This window comes from Tautonia sociabilis (genome assembly GCF_003977685.1).
Taxonomy (GTDB): Bacteria; Planctomycetota; Planctomycetia; order Isosphaerales; family Isosphaeraceae; genus Tautonia; species Tautonia sociabilis.
On the sequence record NZ_RYZH01000012.1, the window covers coordinates 25,422 to 43,369 of the forward strand.

The 17,948-nt window shown below is 71.1% G+C and carries 14 protein-coding genes; 7 read left to right on the forward strand and 7 right to left on the reverse strand.

Annotation, left to right across the window (positions count from 1 at the left end; translation table 11 throughout):
- Positions 1–20: 20 nt before the first annotated feature.
- Positions 21–227: a hypothetical protein gene (locus TsocGM_RS07890; RefSeq protein WP_126724763.1), complete on the forward strand. Its 207-nt coding sequence runs from the start codon at positions 21–23 to the stop codon at positions 225–227.
- Positions 228–378: 151 nt separating this feature from the next.
- Here the strand turns inward: TsocGM_RS07890 and TsocGM_RS25905 are convergent, their stop codons facing one another.
- Positions 379–3,798: a tetratricopeptide repeat protein gene (locus TsocGM_RS25905; RefSeq protein WP_158633423.1), complete on the reverse strand. Its 3,420-nt coding sequence runs from the start codon at positions 3,796–3,798 to the stop codon at positions 379–381.
- 300 nt (positions 3,799–4,098) lie between these two features.
- Here TsocGM_RS25905 and TsocGM_RS07895 point away from each other — a divergent pair, with 300 nt between their 5' ends.
- The 6 genes from TsocGM_RS07895 to TsocGM_RS07920 all read left to right on the forward strand — a co-directional run bounded on the left by TsocGM_RS07895 (position 4,099) and on the right by TsocGM_RS07920 (position 11,437).
- Positions 4,099–4,836 (forward strand): DUF6498-containing protein, encoded by a 738-nt coding sequence (locus TsocGM_RS07895; protein WP_126724764.1) that lies wholly within the window; start codon positions 4,099–4,101, stop codon positions 4,834–4,836.
- Between the two features lie 81 nt (positions 4,837–4,917).
- Positions 4,918–5,391, forward strand: coding sequence for an SRPBCC family protein (locus tag TsocGM_RS07900; protein WP_126724765.1), 474 nt, complete (start codon positions 4,918–4,920; stop codon positions 5,389–5,391).
- Between the two features lie 469 nt (positions 5,392–5,860).
- Complete coding sequence (locus TsocGM_RS07905) at positions 5,861–6,919, forward strand: MJ0042-type zinc finger domain-containing protein (RefSeq protein WP_158633424.1); 1,059 nt, start codon at positions 5,861–5,863, stop codon at positions 6,917–6,919.
- 220 nt (positions 6,920–7,139) lie between these two features.
- On the forward strand, positions 7,140–7,757 hold the full coding sequence (locus tag TsocGM_RS07910) for a MarC family protein (protein ID WP_199756718.1): 618 nt from the start codon (positions 7,140–7,142) through the stop codon (positions 7,755–7,757).
- A gap of 400 nt (positions 7,758–8,157) precedes the next feature.
- Positions 8,158–9,309: a Gfo/Idh/MocA family protein gene (locus TsocGM_RS07915; RefSeq protein ID WP_126724767.1), complete on the forward strand. Its 1,152-nt coding sequence runs from the start codon at positions 8,158–8,160 to the stop codon at positions 9,307–9,309.
- A gap of 610 nt (positions 9,310–9,919) precedes the next feature.
- A complete protein-coding gene (locus tag TsocGM_RS07920; protein ID WP_126724768.1) occupies positions 9,920–11,437 on the forward strand; it encodes a Gfo/Idh/MocA family protein in 1,518 nt (505 codons plus the stop codon).
- A gap of 64 nt (positions 11,438–11,501) precedes the next feature.
- Here the strand turns inward: TsocGM_RS07920 and TsocGM_RS25660 are convergent, their stop codons facing one another.
- The 6 genes from TsocGM_RS25660 to TsocGM_RS07945 form a co-directional block, all read right to left on the reverse strand.
- Entirely contained in the window at positions 11,502–11,729 is a 228-nt protein-coding gene (locus TsocGM_RS25660) for a hypothetical protein (protein WP_148114869.1), read from the reverse strand.
- 229 nt (positions 11,730–11,958) lie between these two features.
- Entirely contained in the window at positions 11,959–12,372 is a 414-nt protein-coding gene (locus tag TsocGM_RS07925; protein ID WP_126724769.1) for a hypothetical protein, read from the reverse strand.
- Between the two features lie 257 nt (positions 12,373–12,629).
- Positions 12,630–13,613 (reverse strand): collagen-binding domain-containing protein, encoded by a 984-nt coding sequence (locus TsocGM_RS07930; RefSeq protein ID WP_158633425.1) that lies wholly within the window; start codon positions 13,611–13,613, stop codon positions 12,630–12,632.
- Positions 13,614–13,902: 289 nt separating this feature from the next.
- Positions 13,903–15,342, reverse strand: a complete 1,440-nt coding sequence (locus tag TsocGM_RS07935; RefSeq protein WP_126724770.1) for a DUF1501 domain-containing protein — start codon at positions 15,340–15,342, stop codon at positions 13,903–13,905.
- Between the two features lie 227 nt (positions 15,343–15,569).
- A complete protein-coding gene (locus TsocGM_RS07940; protein ID WP_126724838.1) occupies positions 15,570–16,178 on the reverse strand; it encodes a peptidylprolyl isomerase in 609 nt (202 codons plus the stop codon).
- 218 nt (positions 16,179–16,396) lie between these two features.
- Positions 16,397–17,827 carry a RuBisCO large subunit C-terminal-like domain-containing protein gene (locus TsocGM_RS07945; protein ID WP_158633426.1) on the reverse strand — a complete coding sequence of 477 codons (1,431 nt, stop codon included), beginning with the start codon at positions 17,825–17,827 and terminating at the stop codon, positions 16,397–16,399.
- Between the last annotated feature and the right edge of the window lie 121 nt (positions 17,828–17,948).

Here is a 17,948-nt window from a genome sequence, read left to right on the forward strand (position 1 = left end):
CTGCAACCCGAGCGGACGCGATGCGATCTCTCCTGTTCCCGACGAGCTCCGCCCTCCGCTTGCTGGTCGCCCTCGGCGGCGAGACGTTCCTCTTCGCCGTCGCCAGGCGAGACGGCCCGACCGACGCAACCTTCACCCGGGCCGAACCCGGCGAGGGGCAGGCCCTCGTGGAGGTCCTCGGCGAAGGGGGCACGATCGACACCAGGAACGGATCCGGGACGGATTGATTCGAAGGCGACCAGGTGCACCTGGATCGGATCGCCCCGACCCCCTGATCGGAAAGGGAAGGCGTCTCCCCTCCCGACCTTCGCCCTCGGATCGGGAGGATGGAGATGACGGGGAGGGCCTCCGATCGTCATCCCCACGCTCGAGCTGGCGTCAGCGGGTGTCGGGAGCGGCCTCGTCTCCCCCGGGGGCGGGGTCGGGGGCGGGGGCGGGGTCGGCCTCCTCAGCCGGGGCCGGGGCTGTGGGCGGAGAAGGCGCTGACCCAGGAGCCGGGGCCTCGTCCGAGGGGTCCTCGGATGGTTCGGCGGCGGAGGGCTCGGCCGCTCCGGCGCTGTCGGCCCCGGAGGAGGGCCCGGCCGGGGGATCAGTCGCGCCGGTCTCGCCGGCCTCCCCGGGTTCCGCCTCCGCCGGGGTTCCCTCCTCCTCGGACGGGGGAGGGGGGGGCACGTCGAGGCCGAGCTTCTCAAGGTAGAAGGCGGCGATGGGGCGGCCCTGCAGCTCGGGGTTGAGTTCGAGACTGGAACGGAAATGGGGGCCGGCCTCGGCGGGGAAGCCGCCTTCGAGCAAGCAGATGCCGAGCAGGTACTCCCACTCGGCTTGCTGGGAGAGCTGGGCCGGCACGTTCAGGGCGGCTTGGACGGCGGCCATCGGCTGGCCGGTGAGCATCAGGGTGGCGGTCTGCATCGCCCCCTCGGCTCGGGCGGCCTGGAGCTGCGGCAGGGCCAGTGAGCGCCAGAGCTCGGCGGCGGTGCGGTAGTCTCCCATCAGGAAGTAGACGCGTCCCTGGCGGAACTGGGCGGTGCCGGGGCCGCTGGAAAGGCCCTGCTCGTCGCCGCCGCCAAGGTACTCGATCGCCTCGTCGGGCCGGCCGATGTTGCAGAGCAGGTCGACCAGTTGCATGCGGACCGAGGCGGTGCCGATCCCCGAGCGCTCGGCGTCGATCAGGTAGCCCAGCGCCGTCTCGGCCAGGCCCTCGGAGATGGCGGCCGAGCCGAGCTGATCGGGAGGAAGCTGCTGCTCCAGTTCGGCCTGCTCGATCTGGGCCCGGACTTGCTCGACCTGCTCGGTGAGCGCCTCGAAGGCCAGGCGGATGCTCTCGACCGAGGCCAGCTCGTCCTCGCTGGCGGTCTCGGCGGTGTCGAACAGATCCAGGGCGGCGCCGAGCTGGTCCCGGGTCAGGTCGAGGAAGCCGGCGGTTTCGTACAGGCCGGCGAGCTCCAGGTGGGCCCCCCGCAGCGCGACTCGGGCCTCGGGGCTGGCGGCGGGCCGGGGGGCGGTGCGGAGAAAGGCGTTCAGCGCGGTGATGCGCTGCTGCTGCCGGAGGTTGATCGGGGGAGTGAGCCGGCCGGCGAGCAGGTCGGGGTCGCCGGCCTCGGCCAGCAGCTCGGCCTCCTGCTGGCCGAGGGAGCGGTAGGCCAGGGCGAGGACAAAGAAGGCGTCGGGGTCGTCCGGGCGGACGGAGAGGGCGTCCCGAGCCTCCTGGATGGCCAGCAGGCAGGAGGCGATCCCCGGGACCGCGCCGGCCCCCCCGGCGGCCCGGGAGCCGCGATCAAGCCAGCGGCGGGCGGCGAGCACGTGGGGCTGGACCGGAGCCAGGGCCCGGGTGTTCGAGAAGCGGTCGAGGAAGTCGGTTGGCTGCGGCGGCCGGTCCCAGGGGCGGGGCGGGTTGCCCCGGCCGAAGGCGATCGCCTCGGCATCGAGCCCCTGGGAGAGGAAGTACTCCCGGTCGGCCTGGCTGACGGCCGTCGACTCGTCGAGCCGGCCGTAGAGCAGCACCAGGCCGTCGTCGTAGAACGCCTGCCAGTCCCGGCTGGCGTCGAGGGCGTCGGTCAGCGGGGAGTTCAGCGCGCCGACGCCCGGCACGTCGACCATCAGCACGCTGACGCCGTAGCGGTCGAGGATTTCGCGCCAGGCCTGGTCCTCGCCGTCGACCAGCGCGTTGCGGACCGTGTCGTACTCGGTCAGCAGGTGGGCGGCCGAGGAGGGCAGCCGGGAGTCGACGAACGACTGCCGGATCGGGTAGGTCCGCCAGTTGATGGCGTCTCCCAGCGAGAGGCGGAGGTTCATCACCCGGCCCTCGATGGGAGCCTCCCGGAGGAAATCGGCGGCCTCGAAGGCGAAGCGGTCGGCCTCCATGCCGAAGCCGAAGGGGGGCTCGCCGTAGCGCTTGCCGTAGCCGGTCAGGCCGAGGAGCGTGGCGAGGGTCAGGAACGCCAGGGTCGCCAGGCGGCCGCCGACCGACCAGACCCGCCAGCCCAGGCTGGTCTTGCCCTCGGTGCCGAACGTCGACTGGTACCACTCCTGGCCGTTGAGCGCCAGGCAGGCGGCGAGCACCAGGCCAAGCACCTCCTGCAAGCGGAAGAGCATCGCGGCCAGCAGGGCCGAAACCAGGAACATCGCCAGCCGGCCGGGAGAGAAGCGACGGCGGTTGAGCAGGAACGAGCCGAGCCCCAGCAGCACCAGCAGCAGGTAGGCCCCCAGGAACCTCGGGTACTCCTCCTGGAAGAAGAGGGTCCGGCTCTGCTCCCCCCGGACGCCGAAGGGAAGCAGGGTCACCTGGTCCTGCAGCAGGGTTTCGGGGGCCGGGCCGAAGACCCCCAGGATCGGCCCGAAGGCGACCGGGTACACGCCGACGGTGGACGGGTTGGCCAGGCAGGCCAGGGCCGACAGCCCCAGCGTCGCCAGCCCCGCCGAGATCCCGGGCCTCGGGCCGGCTTCCCCCTCGGTCTCGGCGGCCACCCCCACCGGCACCAGGTCACCCAGGACCCGGGCCGTCAGTAGCATCAGGCCGATGGCGAACGACTCGTCCACGTTCGCCCACAGCGCGAACAGCGGCACCAGGCCGAACAGCGCCCTCCGGCGGCCGAGGTTGTACGCCTGGTGCAGCAGCAGCAGTTCGACCGTCAGCAGCACCAGGCCCCAGGTCCCCGGAGAAACGACCGCTCCGGCGCCGACCGTGCCGCCCAGGGCCACCCGGATCGGGTCTCCCCCCAGCGGCGTGACGACCACCCCCAGCGCCAGCGCCGTGGTCATCGCCACCCACCACAGGCCCGGCCCCCGGTGCCGGATCAGCAGCAGCAGCAGGGCCGCCAGCGTCCGGAGCGTCGCGCTCAGGGCCACCAGGGCACCGGCCCCGAACTGTTCGGCCTCCGCGGGGCGTTCGATGGCCTGCGCCAGCGACTCCCCGAGGCCGTAGACCTTGTACGAGACCCACTGGAAGATCCAGGGGACGTCGACCCATCGGGTCCCCTCGGGAACGGCGTAGGAGAAGGGCTCGGTGGTGATCGGCCCCCCCTGGCGGTCGATCAGCCGACCGGCGGCCAGGTGGCTCCAGAGGGTGGCGTTGTCAATGACGGCGGCCGAGGCGACGAAGCAGAGCAGCAGCGCAAAGCCGGCCACGAACAGGTCGTAGTAGGCGTTCCACTCCAGCACCCGGGCCGGCGTCATCGGCTCGGGACCCGGCTTCGAGGCCGAGGGCTCGACCGCGGTCGCGTTCTCGGCGGCGGGATCGGCCCCGGCCCCCGTCGCTTCCGGCGTGCCGGCGGGTCGGTCGGACGGCTTCGGTGTCTTCATCTCGGGATGAGCGAATGAGTTCGGAAGATGGAGGCGGACCGTGACCCCGGGCCGCTCGAGGTGTCGTTCATGCTAGGACGGACGACTCGGGGAGGTCAAGGGGGCGAAGGGGACACCGGGGCCTCGAATCAACATCCGTTCGCACGAGACAAGGCGCCACCGCGGGCGATCCGCCCGTGAGGACTCTCCTCCCCAGCGGGCCTTTCCCCGCTTCGAGGATGGCCTCCCTCCTGGAACCGATCGGCCGGGCGCGATACGCTCCGCCCGTCGATCCTCCCGCAACGGACCCGGAGCAAGGCCATGCCCGCCCCCTCAAGGCCATTCCCGGCGGCGATCGTCGTCGAGAACCTGGCGCCGCTGGTCGGGGTGCTCTTTTTCGGCTGGTCGGTGGCCCCGGTCATGGTCGTCTACTGGATCGAGAACGGCCTCCGGGGGCTGGAGACGGCCGCTCGACTGCTCCTGGCCCGATCGGGGGACGCCCCGTCTCTCCCGAACCGGAACGAGAACGATTCCGGGCAGACGGCTCCAGGGCCGTCGCTGTCCTGGATGCTCGGCTCGCTCCGGAGGGGGACCGGGCCGGGGGCGTCGGGACCTTCCGGGATCAGCCCGGCCGCCCGGGTGGCCATGACGGGATTCTTCCTGGTCCATTACGGGCTGTTCTGGGCAGTCCACGGCGTGTTCGTCTTCGTCCTGTTCGTCTCCCGAGACCGGTTCGGGCCGGTCGGCCCGTTCGAGGGCCTCGGGAGGGGGCTGCCGACGACCGAGATCGCCCTGGCCGGCGGGGTGATCGGGGGGACGATGGTCGTCAGCCTGGCCAGGGACCTGGCGAGGTCGGGAAGGTGGCCCCTCTCGACGGCCCTGGCGGGAATCGCCCGAGCTTACGGCCGGATGGTCGTGCTGCACGTCTCGATCCTTGCCGGAGGCGTCGCGACGATGATGCTCGGCTCGCCCATGCCGGCGCTGGTCTTGCTCATCGTGTTGAAGACGGCGGCCGAATTGGGGGCCCTCCGGCTCTCCCCCCGGCCAGAATCGGCCTAAATTGGTTCCGAGCCAGGGATCGCCCCCCCGACGGCGGGACGCCCGGAACTCCCCGACCAACCGCCGAGGAGCCCCTCGCCGATGACCTTCGTCAAAGAAAGCCGCATCGCCGCGCCCCCAGAGGTCGTCTTCGCCTTCCACGAAAGCCCCGGGGCCCTCCGTCGGCTGATCCCGCCTTGGGACGATGTGCGCGTCGAGGAGCAGGCCGACTCGATCCGCCCCGGCGCCCGCGTGGTGCTCGTCTCGAAGTTCGGCCCGGTGCCCATTCGGTGGGTGGCCGAGCACACCGAGTACGAGCCCCCCCACCGCTTCGCCGACCGCCAGGTCTCCGGCCCCTTCGCCCGCTGGTACCACGTCCATCGCTTCCTCGACGACGGCCAGGGCGGCACCATCATGCGCGACGAGGTCGAGTACGAGCCCCCCCTGGGCCTGCTCGGCCGCCTGCTGGGCGACCACACGATCCGCCAGAAGCTCCAGAAAATGTTCGACTTCCGGCACGAAACCGTTCGCAGGATCGTCGAGTCGGGCGACTTCCCCCACCCCGCTCCCGCCTGATCCCAGACCGATCGGGACCGCCCCCATCGGGGGCGTCGACTGATCCCGGATCCCGGGGCACCCCGCGCCTCCCCGAACCACGCCGAGGGCCGCCCCGGATCGGGCCCGTCTCGAGCACCGGGCTCCGGCCTCCGAACGCGCCAAGAGCCGGTTGGAATCCCAGGCGGCTTGGTCGGTCCGAATCCGAAGGATCGGACCGGATCCTCGTCGCCGAGGCGGGAATCGCGCCCGGGCTTGACCATGAATGATACCATGCAATGAGAGGCAAGTCCTGGGCGGCTGAGGTGGGATGTTCCAGGGGGTCGGCGCCGCGCGTGCGGGCGTGTCGAGCCGTCTTCTAATTCATCCGAAGACTGTTACAATGACGCGGACAGAAGCGGATCGGTCGACGACGCGGCGGCGGTTCGGGGCGGATGGGAACGTCCGGGGAGCCGTCGGGGAGCGACGAGTCGGGAGCGGACCGCAGCCCATGCCCGTCAGGACCCGATGCCCGCGGTGCGAGACGGTGCTCAACGTCCCGAGCGGGGCAGAGGGCCGCAAGCTGAAATGCCCCCGGTGCACGACCACGTTCCGGGTGGGGGATCCGGGGGCGTCGGCCCGGTCGTCGCTGCCTGGGGAGGACACGGCCAGTCCGGTCAGCTCTCCGTCGGTGGACAGCGTCCCCGTGCGACGGCCGCCGATCGATGACGAGGACCTCCCGGTCGTCTCGGGGGACCTGCGCGAGCAGTTCGATCTGCCGCTGCTGCGCGAGGACGACGACGATCGTCCGGCCCCGAGGCGGGGATCGGACCCGGGCCGGGGGCCGTCCTCCGGCGGGGTGCCGGTGGCTCCCGGGGGCCCGTCTCCGTACGCCGAGGCCGACGCCGCCGGCCTGATCGAGGACGACGAGCCGGTCCGCCCGAGACGGCTCGCCGGCGCCGAGGCGAGGGCCACCTCCCGGCGCTGCTCGTGCGGCGGCGTGGTGCCGGTCGGCATGTCGATCTGCCCCCGCTGCGGCCTCGACCAGGAAACCGGCACCCGGGACACCGAGTTCGACCTGCTGGAGGTGCAGGCCCCGCCGCCCCGGGCGCCGGCCCCCCCGTTCGGCGTGATGGTTGTGGGAACCTGCTCGGCCCTGGTCGGCGCTGGTCTGGCGATCGCCGCGGTGGTCCTTTACGTGGTCAAGGACGAGGCCCCGTACCGCTGGGGGTTTCTGCTGCTGGGGGCCGTCAGCGCCTTCGGCGTCTTCGCGGCGGTTCGGCTGCTGCGCCACCGCTCGGCCCGCCTGCTGATCCTGGCCCTGCTGCTCGGCGGTCTGATCGACGTGGCGTCGATGATCGTGCTGCCGATCCTGGTCCCGCCGCCGTACGAGCCGCCCCCGCCGACCGTCTCTCCGACCGGCGAGTTCGTCCCGCCGCCGATCCCCTCGCTGACCGAGCGGATCAACTGGGACCAGGTGACCCTCGGCATCGTGATCCTCGGCGTGGCGGCCGCGGTGGCCATCTACCTGACCTCGCCGCAGGTCCGGCGCTACTCGCAGGGCCGCTGACCGCCGGTGAGGCGATGGACCGCGAATTCCCGGGAGTGGGCGAGCCCGCCGCGGAACCGCGTGATCGCGTCCGGTGTCCTGCGTCCGATTCGGGCCGTGAGGCCCAGCGCCAAGCGCCGGTGTGGCTCTCTCCCGGGCGATCGGGTAGAGTCATCGCCTCCCGGCCGGCCGACGGGGCCCGACCGGCGTTCCTCGATCGGATGCCCGAGGAGTCAGGCCGGTGGAGAAGGCCGTTGCCGATCTGATGATCCTGATCGCGACCGTCGACCCGATCGGGACGCTCGCGATGTTCGTCGGCCTGACGGCCCGATGCTCGGCCCGGGAGCGGGTGGCGATCGCGGTGCGGGCGGTCGGGTTCGGGGGGCTGGTGCTGCTGGCCTTCATCGTGCTTGGGCAGCTCTTGCTCCAGGCGATCGGCGTCCGGCTGGAGTCGTTCCAACTGGCCGGGGGCCTGATCTTCCTGCTCTTCGGCATCCAGATGGTCTTCGGCTCCGGATCGACGTCCGGATCGGCCGCGCCGGAGCCCGACCACGACCTGGCCATCTTCCCGCTGGCCGTCCCCTCGATCGCCAGCCCGGGCTCGATCCTGGCGGTCGTGGTGCTGACGGACAACCACCTGTACACCATCCGCCAGCAGATGGTCACCGCCGCCCTGCTGCTGCTGGTGCTGGCGGCCACGCTGTGCGGCCTGCTGCTGTCGACGCCGATCTTCCGGGTCCTCGGCCGATCGGGGGCGAGCCTGCTCGTCCGGGTGCTGGGCCTGATCCTCTCCTCGTTGGCCGTGGAGATGATCCTGGAGGCGGGGCAGACGATCCTATCCCAGATGCTCGATCGGTGATCCTGGATCGTTCCAGGCCGGTCACTGACGGCCCTTCGGAGCGGGGACGGGCCGACCCCGGCCTCCCCGGGGCTCATGTAGGCGGCGGTGCCGGCGACCCCGCAACGCATCGAGTCCTGGGCACGAGCCCGCACGACGGGCGGCGGAGCCGCCCCGAGGGGGCTCCCTCGGGAAGCGGCCCCCGTGCCCCACAACTTGGATGCGGGCATCGCACGGGTGTCGGCATCCGGCTCGACCTCCTCGGGGGCCCGCACGGGGCCCCTCGGTACGTCCCGGACCGGTCCGGCGGGCCGGCTCGGGAATCGGGCCGATCTCCGTCGGTTGCCCCCCTCCCCGACGCGCTGATAGACTATCATCCTGGCCCGCCGCACGCACGACCCGAGCCCGAGGGGAGGCCACCATGCCCCCGATCCGCCTGAACCGTCGCCACTTCCTGGGATGCTCCGCCGCCGCCGGCTGGGCGATCTCGCAGGGCCGCGACGTGGAAGGCGCGCTGAACCTGCCCCCGGTGCGGGTCGGCCTGATCGGCCTGGGGAACCGAGGGACGGCGCTCCTGCGATCGGCCCTAGACCTGCCCGAGGCCGAGGTCGTCGCCCTCTGCGACCTGGAGGAACGCCACCGCCGCCGAGCCCAGGGGATCGCCGAGAAGGCCCGCGGCCGACGCCCCGACGACTACGACGACCCGGCCGCCCTGCTGGCCCGAGACGATGTGGAGGCGGTGCTCGTCGCCGTGCCCAACTGCTGGCACATCACCTACGACGCCTCGGCCCTGCTGGCCGGCAAGCACCTCTACGCCGAGAAGCCCCTCGGCCTGACCCTTCGGGAGTGCGACGCCCTGATCGCCGAGGCCGATCGCCGGCCGGAGCAGGTCGTCCACGTCGGCTTCCAGCGCCGCTCGAACCCCCGGTTCCGCGAGGGGGTCGAGCTGATCCGGTCGGGCGAGCTGGGCACCCCGCTCGAAGCCCGGGCCTCCTGGACCAGCAGCAACGGCCCGGTCGACGGGCACAACGGCTGGCTCGGCTCTCGGGAGCAATCGGGCGACTGGATGATGGAGCAGGGCGTGCATGTCTGGGACTGGCTGCACTGGATCGCCGGCGGTCCCCCGGCCCGCGCCTTCGGCACCGGCCGCCGCGACGTCTTCGCCGACCTCCGCCCCGGCCGCGACGTGACCGACCACTACTCCGTCACCCTGGAATGGCCGGACGGCTTCCACGCCTCGTTCGTTCATAGCTGGGTCGACCCGGCCGACGACGCCTTCACCGGCATCTCCCAGCGCGTGGTCGGCACCGCCGGCGGCTTCGACTTCGGCACCGGCACCGCCACCTTCCGAGACCGCTCGATCCCCCGCCGCGCCCTGCATCCCGGCAACCTGCCGGACACGCGCTTCGCCCTCTCCGCCTTCCTCCTGGCCATCCGGTCGGCCGAGCCCGTGCCTCCCCCGGTGACGCTCACCGAGGCCCGGAACGCCACGCTCACCGCCTTGCTGGTAAGGAAGGCGGTCGACGAGCGCCGGGTCGTTACCCGGGCCGAGATCGAGCAGGCGGAGGCCTGAGCCCGATCGGTCGATCGGCCTGCTCCTCAACCTCCCGAGAAGCGGGAATGATCCTGGAGCGGGAGGTCTTCCGCTTCCCCTCCCCCGAGGGACACTCCCTCTCGGCGTCTCCCTTCCGATGCGTCCCCGGCCCCCTGGTCAAGCCCCCCCTGGCGACGGCGAGGGGCCGGCCGCGGGTCGATCGGGTCGAGGCCGACCCAGTACTCCCTGCCGCCTCGATTCTGATCCCGCTCCCTCCCTGCCGCCGGGCCGACGAGCCCTCGAGGCGCCGGCGGCCCGCCGTCGGGGTCGCGTTCCCTCCGCTTCGCCATCACTCACCCACTCTCGCTCGCCCTTTTTCGGCGCTCCGGACCATCCTCCTCCCCCTCGCCCCTTCCGGTCCCGTTCGGGTAGGATGGGCCGCTGGCTGTCCGTCGGGGTTCCGCCCGGCCGGCCCGCCGACGCCCGGGGGGATCCGCCTCGATCGCGGACCGACCCGGGCCCGACCCGCCCGCCGAGGCCTCTCCGGGGCCGGACGCCGCCCGCGACCTCGGGCCGATCCGCGCCCGGGACGACCCCGAGCCTGATCGAACGATCGAACCGTTTCCCTCCCCGCCCGGAGCGAGAACCGATGACCCAGAAGAAGCCGGTGAACCGTCGCAACTTCCTCCAGACCTCCGGCCTGGCGGCCGGCGCCGCGGCCACGGCGGGCGTCGCCTTCCCCCACCCGGCCATCGGCGAGGGGATCAAGGGGGCCAACGAGCGCCTGAACTTCGCCATTGTCGGCCCCGGCGGCCGCGCGCAGGGGCACATCAACCACCTGCTGCAGCTCGGCGAGGAGGAGAACGTCAAGATCGCCGCCGTCTGCGACGTCTGGGACGGCAACAAGGAGGTTGGCCGCGGCCTGTATCCCTCGGCCGAGAAGTGCGGCATCGACATCAACGACAAGAAGAACTGCACCAAGGACTACCGCACCCTGCTCGACCGCGACGACATCGACGCGGTGCTGATCGCGACGCCCGACCACTGGCACGCCAAGATGTCGATCGACTTCATGGAGGCCGGTAAGGACGTCTACTGCGAGAAGCCGATGACCCACACGATCGACGAGGCGCGTCGTGTGGCCGAGGCCGTGAAGAAGACCGGCCAGGTCTTCACCGTCGGCGTGCAGTCGACCGCCCACCCGCAGTGGCGGATGGCCCACGAGCGGATCACCTCGGGCCAGATCGGCAAGATCATGCAGGCCCAGACCCAGTACTACCGCAACAGCGCCATGGGCCAGTGGCGGTACTACCCGCTCACCGAGGACATGACGCCCAAGACCGTCGACTGGAAGATGTTCCTCGGCACCGAGTTCGGCCTGGCCCCCGACCAGCCGTTCAACCGCGCCCGCTACGCCCAGTGGCGCTGCTACTGGGACTTCGGCGGCGGCATGTACACCGACCTGTTCGTCCACCAGCTCACCCACATGCTCATCGCCCTGGGCCTGAAGTTCCCGAGGCGCGTGGTGGGCGGCGGCGGCCTGTACCTGGAGTATGACGGCCGGGACGTGCCGGATGTCGCCACCGTCGTGGCCGACTACGACGAGGGCGCCCAGGTGATCGTCACCGCCACCATGTGCAACGACACCCCCATCGACGAGGTGATCCGAGGCCACACCGGCACGATCAAGTTCACCTACGAAGGGTTCGAGATCACCCCGCAGGTCCTCCGCGGCGCCCCCGCCCCTCCCAGCCGCGAGTCGGCCGGTCAGGACGGCGTCGAGCGCGTCGACGCTGGCTTCGACCCCCGCGGCGACGCCGACACCCGCGCCCTGTGGAAGCACTTCATCGGCTGCATCCGAAGCCGCAACCAGGAAACCCTCTGCCCGGCCGAGCTCGGCTACGCCGCCATCGCCACCGTCAACCTCGGCGTCGACAGCTACCGCTACGGCAAGGCCTACTTCTTCGACAAGGAAACCGGCCAGGTTTCCGAGGCCGACGAGTCCTGGGCCAAGAAGTGGGAGAAGGTGTCCCACAACCGAGGGCTGCCCCAACACGTCCAGGGCTGGTCCGCCGACGTCAAGGAGGGCTCCGTCCTCTTCCCGCCCGACTACCAGAAGCTCGAGGGCGACTGGGTCGACGGCCAAGACCCCGCCAAGCGGGCCTGACACGTCCGGAAGTCTCTCGGTTCTCGACCGCGGTGGCTGGGGTCGTCTCGACCCCAGCCACCCGTCAAGGCACGCCCAAGACACCTCCCGCCGAATCGCTCAATCGAACGAACTTCGCACGTTCTTCCGATCCGCCCGGTTCTACGTCGCCTACGATCGTGCCCGAGAGGATCGCCAGCTCGACACGTTCGAGCGTGGCCAGGTCGTTTCGGGCGTTCGGATCTTCCCGGCGTCCTGCAGTTCCGTCATCGTCCAAACCCCGCGCACCGAGTTCGCGTTCGACCTGGATCAAGGTCCCAGTGTTCGAGCGAGCCAGCCAGAGCGCGCGGAGCAATCCACGATGCGCCGGACCAAAGACCAGATCCCACGCCTGGCCGCGTTGGTTTGGTGTTCCTTTCGGAACGAAACAGGACAGCGGCAGGGGAAGCGGCCGGGACGAGAAGAAGGTCCGGCCCTGGAGGTCGCCGGGTTCAACGAGGGTGGCAGAGTCGCTTCGCGTTCCGGGGACCAGGCCAGTGCTCCTAGGCGGCGTCTTCCGCCTCGAAGGCCTCCTCAGCGGCCCGATCGCGTTCCGCCATGAAGACGACTCGGGTGCGGTAATACTGGAAATAGTTCGACTGGTCGAGGTCGCCGGTCCGATCGAACTCGCGATAGCAGCGGGCCATGCGGAAGAACTCGGTTCGCAGGGAGTCGGAGAATCCCTCCAGATTGCAGCCCATGCGCAGCTCGCCGTCGAGGCGGTCGTCCCCGTCGATCACTGCGATCATCCGCCCGGAGGCGTCGAACACGGTGACGCGCACCCTCCCCGGCCCGATTCCCCGGCAGGAGACAGACACCCCCAGCTCGTCGAGCGTCACCCGAGACTCCACGTTCGACCAACGGCGGGGCCAGGCGTCCCGGACAAGCTTGATGGCCTCAATCGCGGTCCCGAGCATCGGCCTCGCCTCCTTGCACGCGGTCCCGGGGTCGGGGGGGACGACCATCCAGACGCCCCGCCAGGGAACCTCTCGTTCTGATCGGCCAGACACCGCCGCTGGGTCCAGCCTCGATCGCCGTCGGGGCGAGCCCGCGACCAATTGACGTCCGAGGGGGCCGAGCCGCTTCCGATCGGCCGCTCTCGCCGGGGGCCGGAGTCGTGCCGACCCGGCCGGCGATCCCAAGCTTCCCTGGTCGGCCTCGGGGGCGGCGGAACTCAGCGGCCCGAGCCCTGGCGGCGACGCCAGCCGACGACAGCGAGCACCGAGGCGGCGGTGCCGAACAGCACGGCGCTGGAGGGCTCGGGAACGACCATGGAGGTCGGCACGAACCCGGTGTAGCCGCCAAAGAACCGGCCGTCGGAGCTGGGCAGGTCGATCTCTCCCACGTTCGCCACCGAGCCGACGTAGATGCCCCCCCGCAACGTGGCGTTCGTGTTCAGCACGGCCCTGGGAGCCAGCAGCGAGGCGCCAAGGTTGTTGATCCCGTTGACCTCGGTTGCGTCCACCATGTTGAAGAGGATGTTCGCCGAGTCCTGGAAGTTCTGGAAGTACTGCAGCCCGCTCGAGGCGTTCAGGACACCGGCGCCGACGACGTTGACGATCACCGTCGTCGCCGAGCCGACCTCGAGTTGCGTGATCGTGCCCCCACTGGCGAAGAAGTCGAGGCCCACCGAAAACACCGAGACCTCCCCGGCGTTCGTCGGGTCGAGGAACTTGATCTGGTTGCGATCGGAGGCGTCGACCATCCCGGTCGGGGCCAGCCCGGCGATCGACTCCGAGAGCCCCGTCAGCGCCGAGGAGAGCCCGGAGGTGAAGAAGTCCACCGCGGCGGCGTTCTGCGTCGCCGAGGCCAGGCCCGGCCCGCCGTAGGAGCCGTAGACCACCGACGAGGCCGGCAGGCCGTTGGTGTTGAGGGTCGTCACTCCCGCATCAATGGCGGAGAACACCCCGTTGATCGGTGATCCCAAGAACGTTGGCGGCGCATTCTGGATCGACCCGGCCTGGCCGCCGAAGGTGAAGGCGTTGGACCTCAGCGTCCCGCCGACCAGGACGCGGCCCTGCACGTCGCTGTGGGTTTCCAGGTCCCCAATGGTGATCAGGTTGAACCGGCTCAGGTCGCCGACGGAGAAGGCCGCTGGGGCCGAACGGGCCGTGATGAGCAGGGCAACGGCCGCGGCCAGGGTCAGGATGCGATTCATCGAGAGCGGATTCCTCGGAGCAAGGGGGGAACGCCCGGCACGTCCCGGTCGGGGACCGCTCCCCGAGCATCCGCCTCGCTCCCGATGTCGAGGCACTCGATCGCGGTCTCGTGTTCGGCGGTGCCGATGGCGGTGAAGCTTCGGACGAAGCGACCGTCTCCGCCCACCTTCCCGGCGGCATCGCGTGGTGGACGGCCTCTTGGCCCGGCGAGCGGGCCGCCTTCCCACGATCATCGTGGGAGGAGTTCCATGTTAGGCCATCCCGCATCAGGGCTTCAATGCACGTTGCTCACCCGAGTTGACTGGATGCAACGTGGGGTGCCGAGGAGCGGTCGCGCTCCCCGACGACCGGAGGGGCTGAGCCGACGAGCTCCCGGATCGGCTCGCCGTGCTCGACGACGGAGAGCGGGCGGCCGTCGTAGCCGGGGAAAGAGACGCGGCGGGCGTCGATGCCGAGGTGGTGGTAGACGGTGGCGGTGACGTCCTCGGGGCTGAGGGGACGGTCGAGAACGGACTCGCCCTTGGCGTCGCTGCGGCCGATGACCTGGCCCATGCGCATCGAGCCGCAGGCCATCAGGACGCTGAAGGTGCGGCCCCAGTGGTCTCGGCCGGCGTCTCGGTTCATCTTGGGGGTGCGGCCGAACTCTCCCATGGCGACAACGAGGGTGGAGTCGTACAGGCCCCGGGCAATCAGGTCCTCGACGAGGGCGGCGAGGGCGCGGTCGAGCGGCGGGATGAGCTGGCGGGCCCCTTCCTCGGTCGTGAGCTGGGGAGGGGTGCCGTGGTGGTCCCAGGGGACGCAGTTGACGGTCACGAACGGCGTGCCGGCCTCGACCAGGCGGCGGGCGAGCAGGGCGCTCTGGCCGAAGGTGTGGCGGCCGTAGCGGTCTCGGGTGGCGTCGGGCTCTCGGGAGATGTCGAAGGCCTCGGCGACGCGACGGCTGGTGAGGATGTCGAACGCCTGGCGCTGGTGGGCGTCCATGTCGGCCAGGATCGGCTCGTGCCCGCGGCGGAGGTCGTCGAGCTGTCGGAGCATCCGGCGGCGATCTTCGAGCCGTTCGAGCGGCAGGTCGCTCGGGAGGGAGAGGTTCCGAACGCGGTACGTCGGGTCGTTGGGGTCGGACTCGACGACGAACGGATTCGAGCCGCCGCCGAGGTACGCGGCGTAGTGGAAGAAGTTGTCCGTGCCTCCGCGCAGGTGGGGGACGGCGGCATACGAGGGCAGGCCGAGCGGGTTGGCCCCACGCAGGCGGGCGACGACGGAGCCCATCGCCGGTCGGCGCTGGTGGCGGTTGTCGGGGGCGTTGAAGGCGGGGCCCTCGAACCCGGTGAGCATCCAGTGGTTGCCCTTGGTGTGGTCGCCGGAGCCGTGATTGACGGTCCGGAGCACGGCCAGGCGGTCGGCCAGGCGGGCCTGCTCGGGCAAGAGCTCGCCGAAGGGGACGCCGGGCAGGGCGGTGGGGATGGCGCCGAAGGGGCCGCGATAGAGGTCGGGAGCCTCCGGCTTCGGATCCCAGGTTTCCATGTGCCCGGGACCGCCGCTGAGCCAGAAGAGGATCACGCGGCGGTCCTGCCGGATCGTCGTCGCCCCCCGAGCGTTGGGTGAGCCGAGCCGGAGGAACTCGGCCAGGCCGAGGCCGCCGACGCCAAGCATCCCCGCCTGGAGGAAGCTCCGCCGGGTCAAGCCGTCGCCGTGGCGATCCTGCTGGTTTCCGAGGATGCGGAGCATGGCGGGGGATCCCATTCGCGGCCCGGAACCGTGAACACGATGGTCAACACTGTCCGCTCCCCGGGGCCGACCGTCAACCCGGCATCGTCCTGGGGTTGGCGCGCTCCCGTCAAACGAACCGGGGGCGACGGCCGAGGCCGCGCCCCCGATCGATGCGTCGATGACCGACCCGAGGCCCGGGCGTCTCGACCTCCGAGGATCGGATCAGCCTCCCGCCAGCGAGGCGGTCACTGGGCCCGGCGGGCCGACCGAATGACGACGGGTTCGACCGGAACGTCGTCGAAGGGGGCGGTCTGCCCACTGCTCACGCGGGCGGGGGCGCGGCCGGTCTGGACGCGGGCGATCTGGTCGACCACATCCATGCCCTCGACAACCTTGCCGAAGACGGCGTAACCCCAGCCGCTCTGGGTTTTGGCGGTGTGGTTGAGGAAGGCGTTGTCGGAGAGGTTGATGAAGAACTGGGCCGAGGCCGAGTGCGGGTCGGAGGTGCGCGCCATGGCAATCGTACCGCGCTCGTTCCTCAGGCCGTTGTCGGCCTCGTTGGGGATCGGAGCGCGGGTGGCCTTCTCGGAGATCGGCTGGCCGGCCGCGAAGCCGCCACCCTGGATCATGAAGCCCTGCGGCTGCCTCGGGTTCGGACCGATCACGCGGTGGAAGACGGTGTTGTTGTAGTGGCCCGAGTCGATGTACTGCAGGAAGTTCTCGACGGTCTTGGGGGCCTTGTCCGGGTACAGCTCGATGGTGATCGCCCCCTTGCTCGTCTCGAGGACGACGCGGGGGTTGGCGGTGGCGTCCTGGCCGGCGGCCGAAGCCGAGGCGAAGCTGGCGAAGAGCATGGTGGCGATCAACCTGGTGGTCGTGGTCATGGTTCGGTCGTTCATCCCTTGGGCCTTGGAACCCGGCGAGCCCCCCAGGTCGGATCGGGGGGCGGCCGAGGCGGTGGCGTATCGGTCGATCCGTCGATCCCACGGCCCGCCGCGGCGACGGGCCACGGGCCCCCAGTGTAGTGACCGCGGGCCGATTCTTCGAGGCCGGCGACGAGAGCCGGGCCGCCTCAGCCGGCTCGGTCGGGATAGCGCTGGCGGAGGGCCCGGCGCAGGGCGGCGAGCTTTTGGCGGTCGGCCAGGGCGACGAGTTCGTCCAGGTGCTGCTCGGCCGGCACGCCGGCCATCGCCCCCGAGCGGTGGACCTCCAGCGCCTCCCGCATCGCCTCGGCCCCGAGGCGGGGCTCGTAGCGGCCGGAGTCGTCCTTGATAGAATTGATCGCCGACCCCGCCAGGAACAGGATGTGGTCGGTCAGCTTCCGGCGCTCGGCATCCTGGAGGTTGAGGATGACATTCCCCTGGTCCAGGGCGCCGGCCCGGGCGATCATCGTTGGGTTCAGGCCGCCGGGCAGGGGGCGGGAGAGTGCCGTCTCGGAGGCGATCCACTCGGCCCCGTAGGGGCGGAGGAACGGCGTCCCGGGCTTGACCGGGGCGGTCTGGCGGAAGTCGATGCCGTCGAGCCGGGCCAGCAGGTCGATGATCTCGCGCCAGATGGCGCGGGTCCGGGTGCCGATGCCGGCGTTGTGGCCGTAGATGGCCGGCGGGTCGGGCCGGTGCCGGGTGGCCTCTCGGACCATCCGGACGGTCCCGGTGGCGAACGTCTCGCTGAACATGACGCCGGAGGCGCCGGCCTCGAGCACGGCGTGGACCGTTTCCAGAATCTCGTGAGGAGCGCCGGTCACGTGGGGAGCGAAGACGAGCCCCAGGCCGCCGCGCCGGTCCTGGGCCCGCTCGATGGCGGCCTTCGCCCGCCTCATGCGTTCGGCGACGGGAGAATACGGCAGGTTCGGATAGAGGTCCTCATCCTCCTTGATGAACATGAGCAGGTCGCAGCCGGCGACCTCGCCGACGATGCGGTCGATGTCGTCGGGGGTGACGCCGGCGGTGGGCTTGAGGATGGTGCCGAAGGCGGGGCGTCCGTCGTCGAAGCCGGTTTTCCGCCGCAGGCCCAGCGGCCCGTACGCCGGCCCGGGGAAGGAGGCGATGACTCGATCCGGGATCTGGAGCGAGACGAGCCGGGCGTCCTGGTTCTCGTAGACGTCGAAAATGATGGCGGCGGCGGTCGTGTGCAGCAGGTCGGTGGAAGTGAGGTGGCCGTCCCCCTGAAGCATCATCTTCAGCGGGAAGGCGATATGCAGCAGGCCGATCCGGCCGGTGGCGTCGAACGGGTCGACGCCCAGGGCGGTGGCGGTGCATTCGGCCAGCAGCGAGCCGGGGGGCGGGTCCTTGATGCCGCTGGTGGCGTGGTAGGCGATCTCCTTGACGGCGTCGCCGAGCGACTCGGTGCGGAAGGCGAAGAAGTAGGAGGCGACGACGTGGTCGTCGGACCTCGGCGGCGGGTTCTCGGCCAGGCGTTCCTCGACGACCCGCCGGAGGGCCATCTCGCGGGCGTCGGGGTCGAGCCAGAGGACATCCAGGGTCTTCGCGTCGATCGGGGGCATGGCGGGGGAGTTGGTCGTTCGAGGATGCCGGGCGTGGCCGGCCCCGCGATCGGGGCTCGGGGTGCCAGTAGCGTTTCCGGGCGGCGTCGGCATGTCAAGGGGCCGAGGGGACCGCTGCGGG

Coding starts and splice junctions, on each gene's coding strand:
- TsocGM_RS07890 (WP_126724763.1), top strand. CDS start 21: ATGCGATCTCTCCTGTTCCCGACGAGCTCCGCCCTCCGCTTGCTGGTC.
- TsocGM_RS07925 (WP_126724769.1), bottom strand. CDS start 12,372: ATGCTCGGGACCGCGATTGAGGCCATCAAGCTTGTCCGGGACGCCTGG.
- TsocGM_RS07895 (WP_126724764.1), top strand. CDS start 4,099: ATGCCCGCCCCCTCAAGGCCATTCCCGGCGGCGATCGTCGTCGAGAAC.
- TsocGM_RS07930 (WP_158633425.1), bottom strand. CDS start 13,613: ATGAATCGCATCCTGACCCTGGCCGCGGCCGTTGCCCTGCTCATCACG.
- TsocGM_RS07915 (WP_126724767.1), top strand. CDS start 8,158: ATGCCCCCGATCCGCCTGAACCGTCGCCACTTCCTGGGATGCTCCGCC.
- TsocGM_RS07920 (WP_126724768.1), top strand. CDS start 9,920: ATGACCCAGAAGAAGCCGGTGAACCGTCGCAACTTCCTCCAGACCTCC.
- TsocGM_RS07900 (WP_126724765.1), top strand. CDS start 4,918: ATGACCTTCGTCAAAGAAAGCCGCATCGCCGCGCCCCCAGAGGTCGTC.
- TsocGM_RS07940 (WP_126724838.1), bottom strand. CDS start 16,178: ATGCTCTTCGCCAGCTTCGCCTCGGCTTCGGCCGCCGGCCAGGACGCC.
- TsocGM_RS07945 (WP_158633426.1), bottom strand. CDS start 17,827: ATGCCCCCGATCGACGCGAAGACCCTGGATGTCCTCTGGCTCGACCCC.
- TsocGM_RS07905 (WP_158633424.1), top strand. CDS start 5,861: ATGCCCGTCAGGACCCGATGCCCGCGGTGCGAGACGGTGCTCAACGTC.
- TsocGM_RS07935 (WP_126724770.1), bottom strand. CDS start 15,342: ATGCTCCGCATCCTCGGAAACCAGCAGGATCGCCACGGCGACGGCTTG.
- TsocGM_RS25905 (WP_158633423.1), bottom strand. CDS start 3,798: ATGAAGACACCGAAGCCGTCCGACCGACCCGCCGGCACGCCGGAAGCG.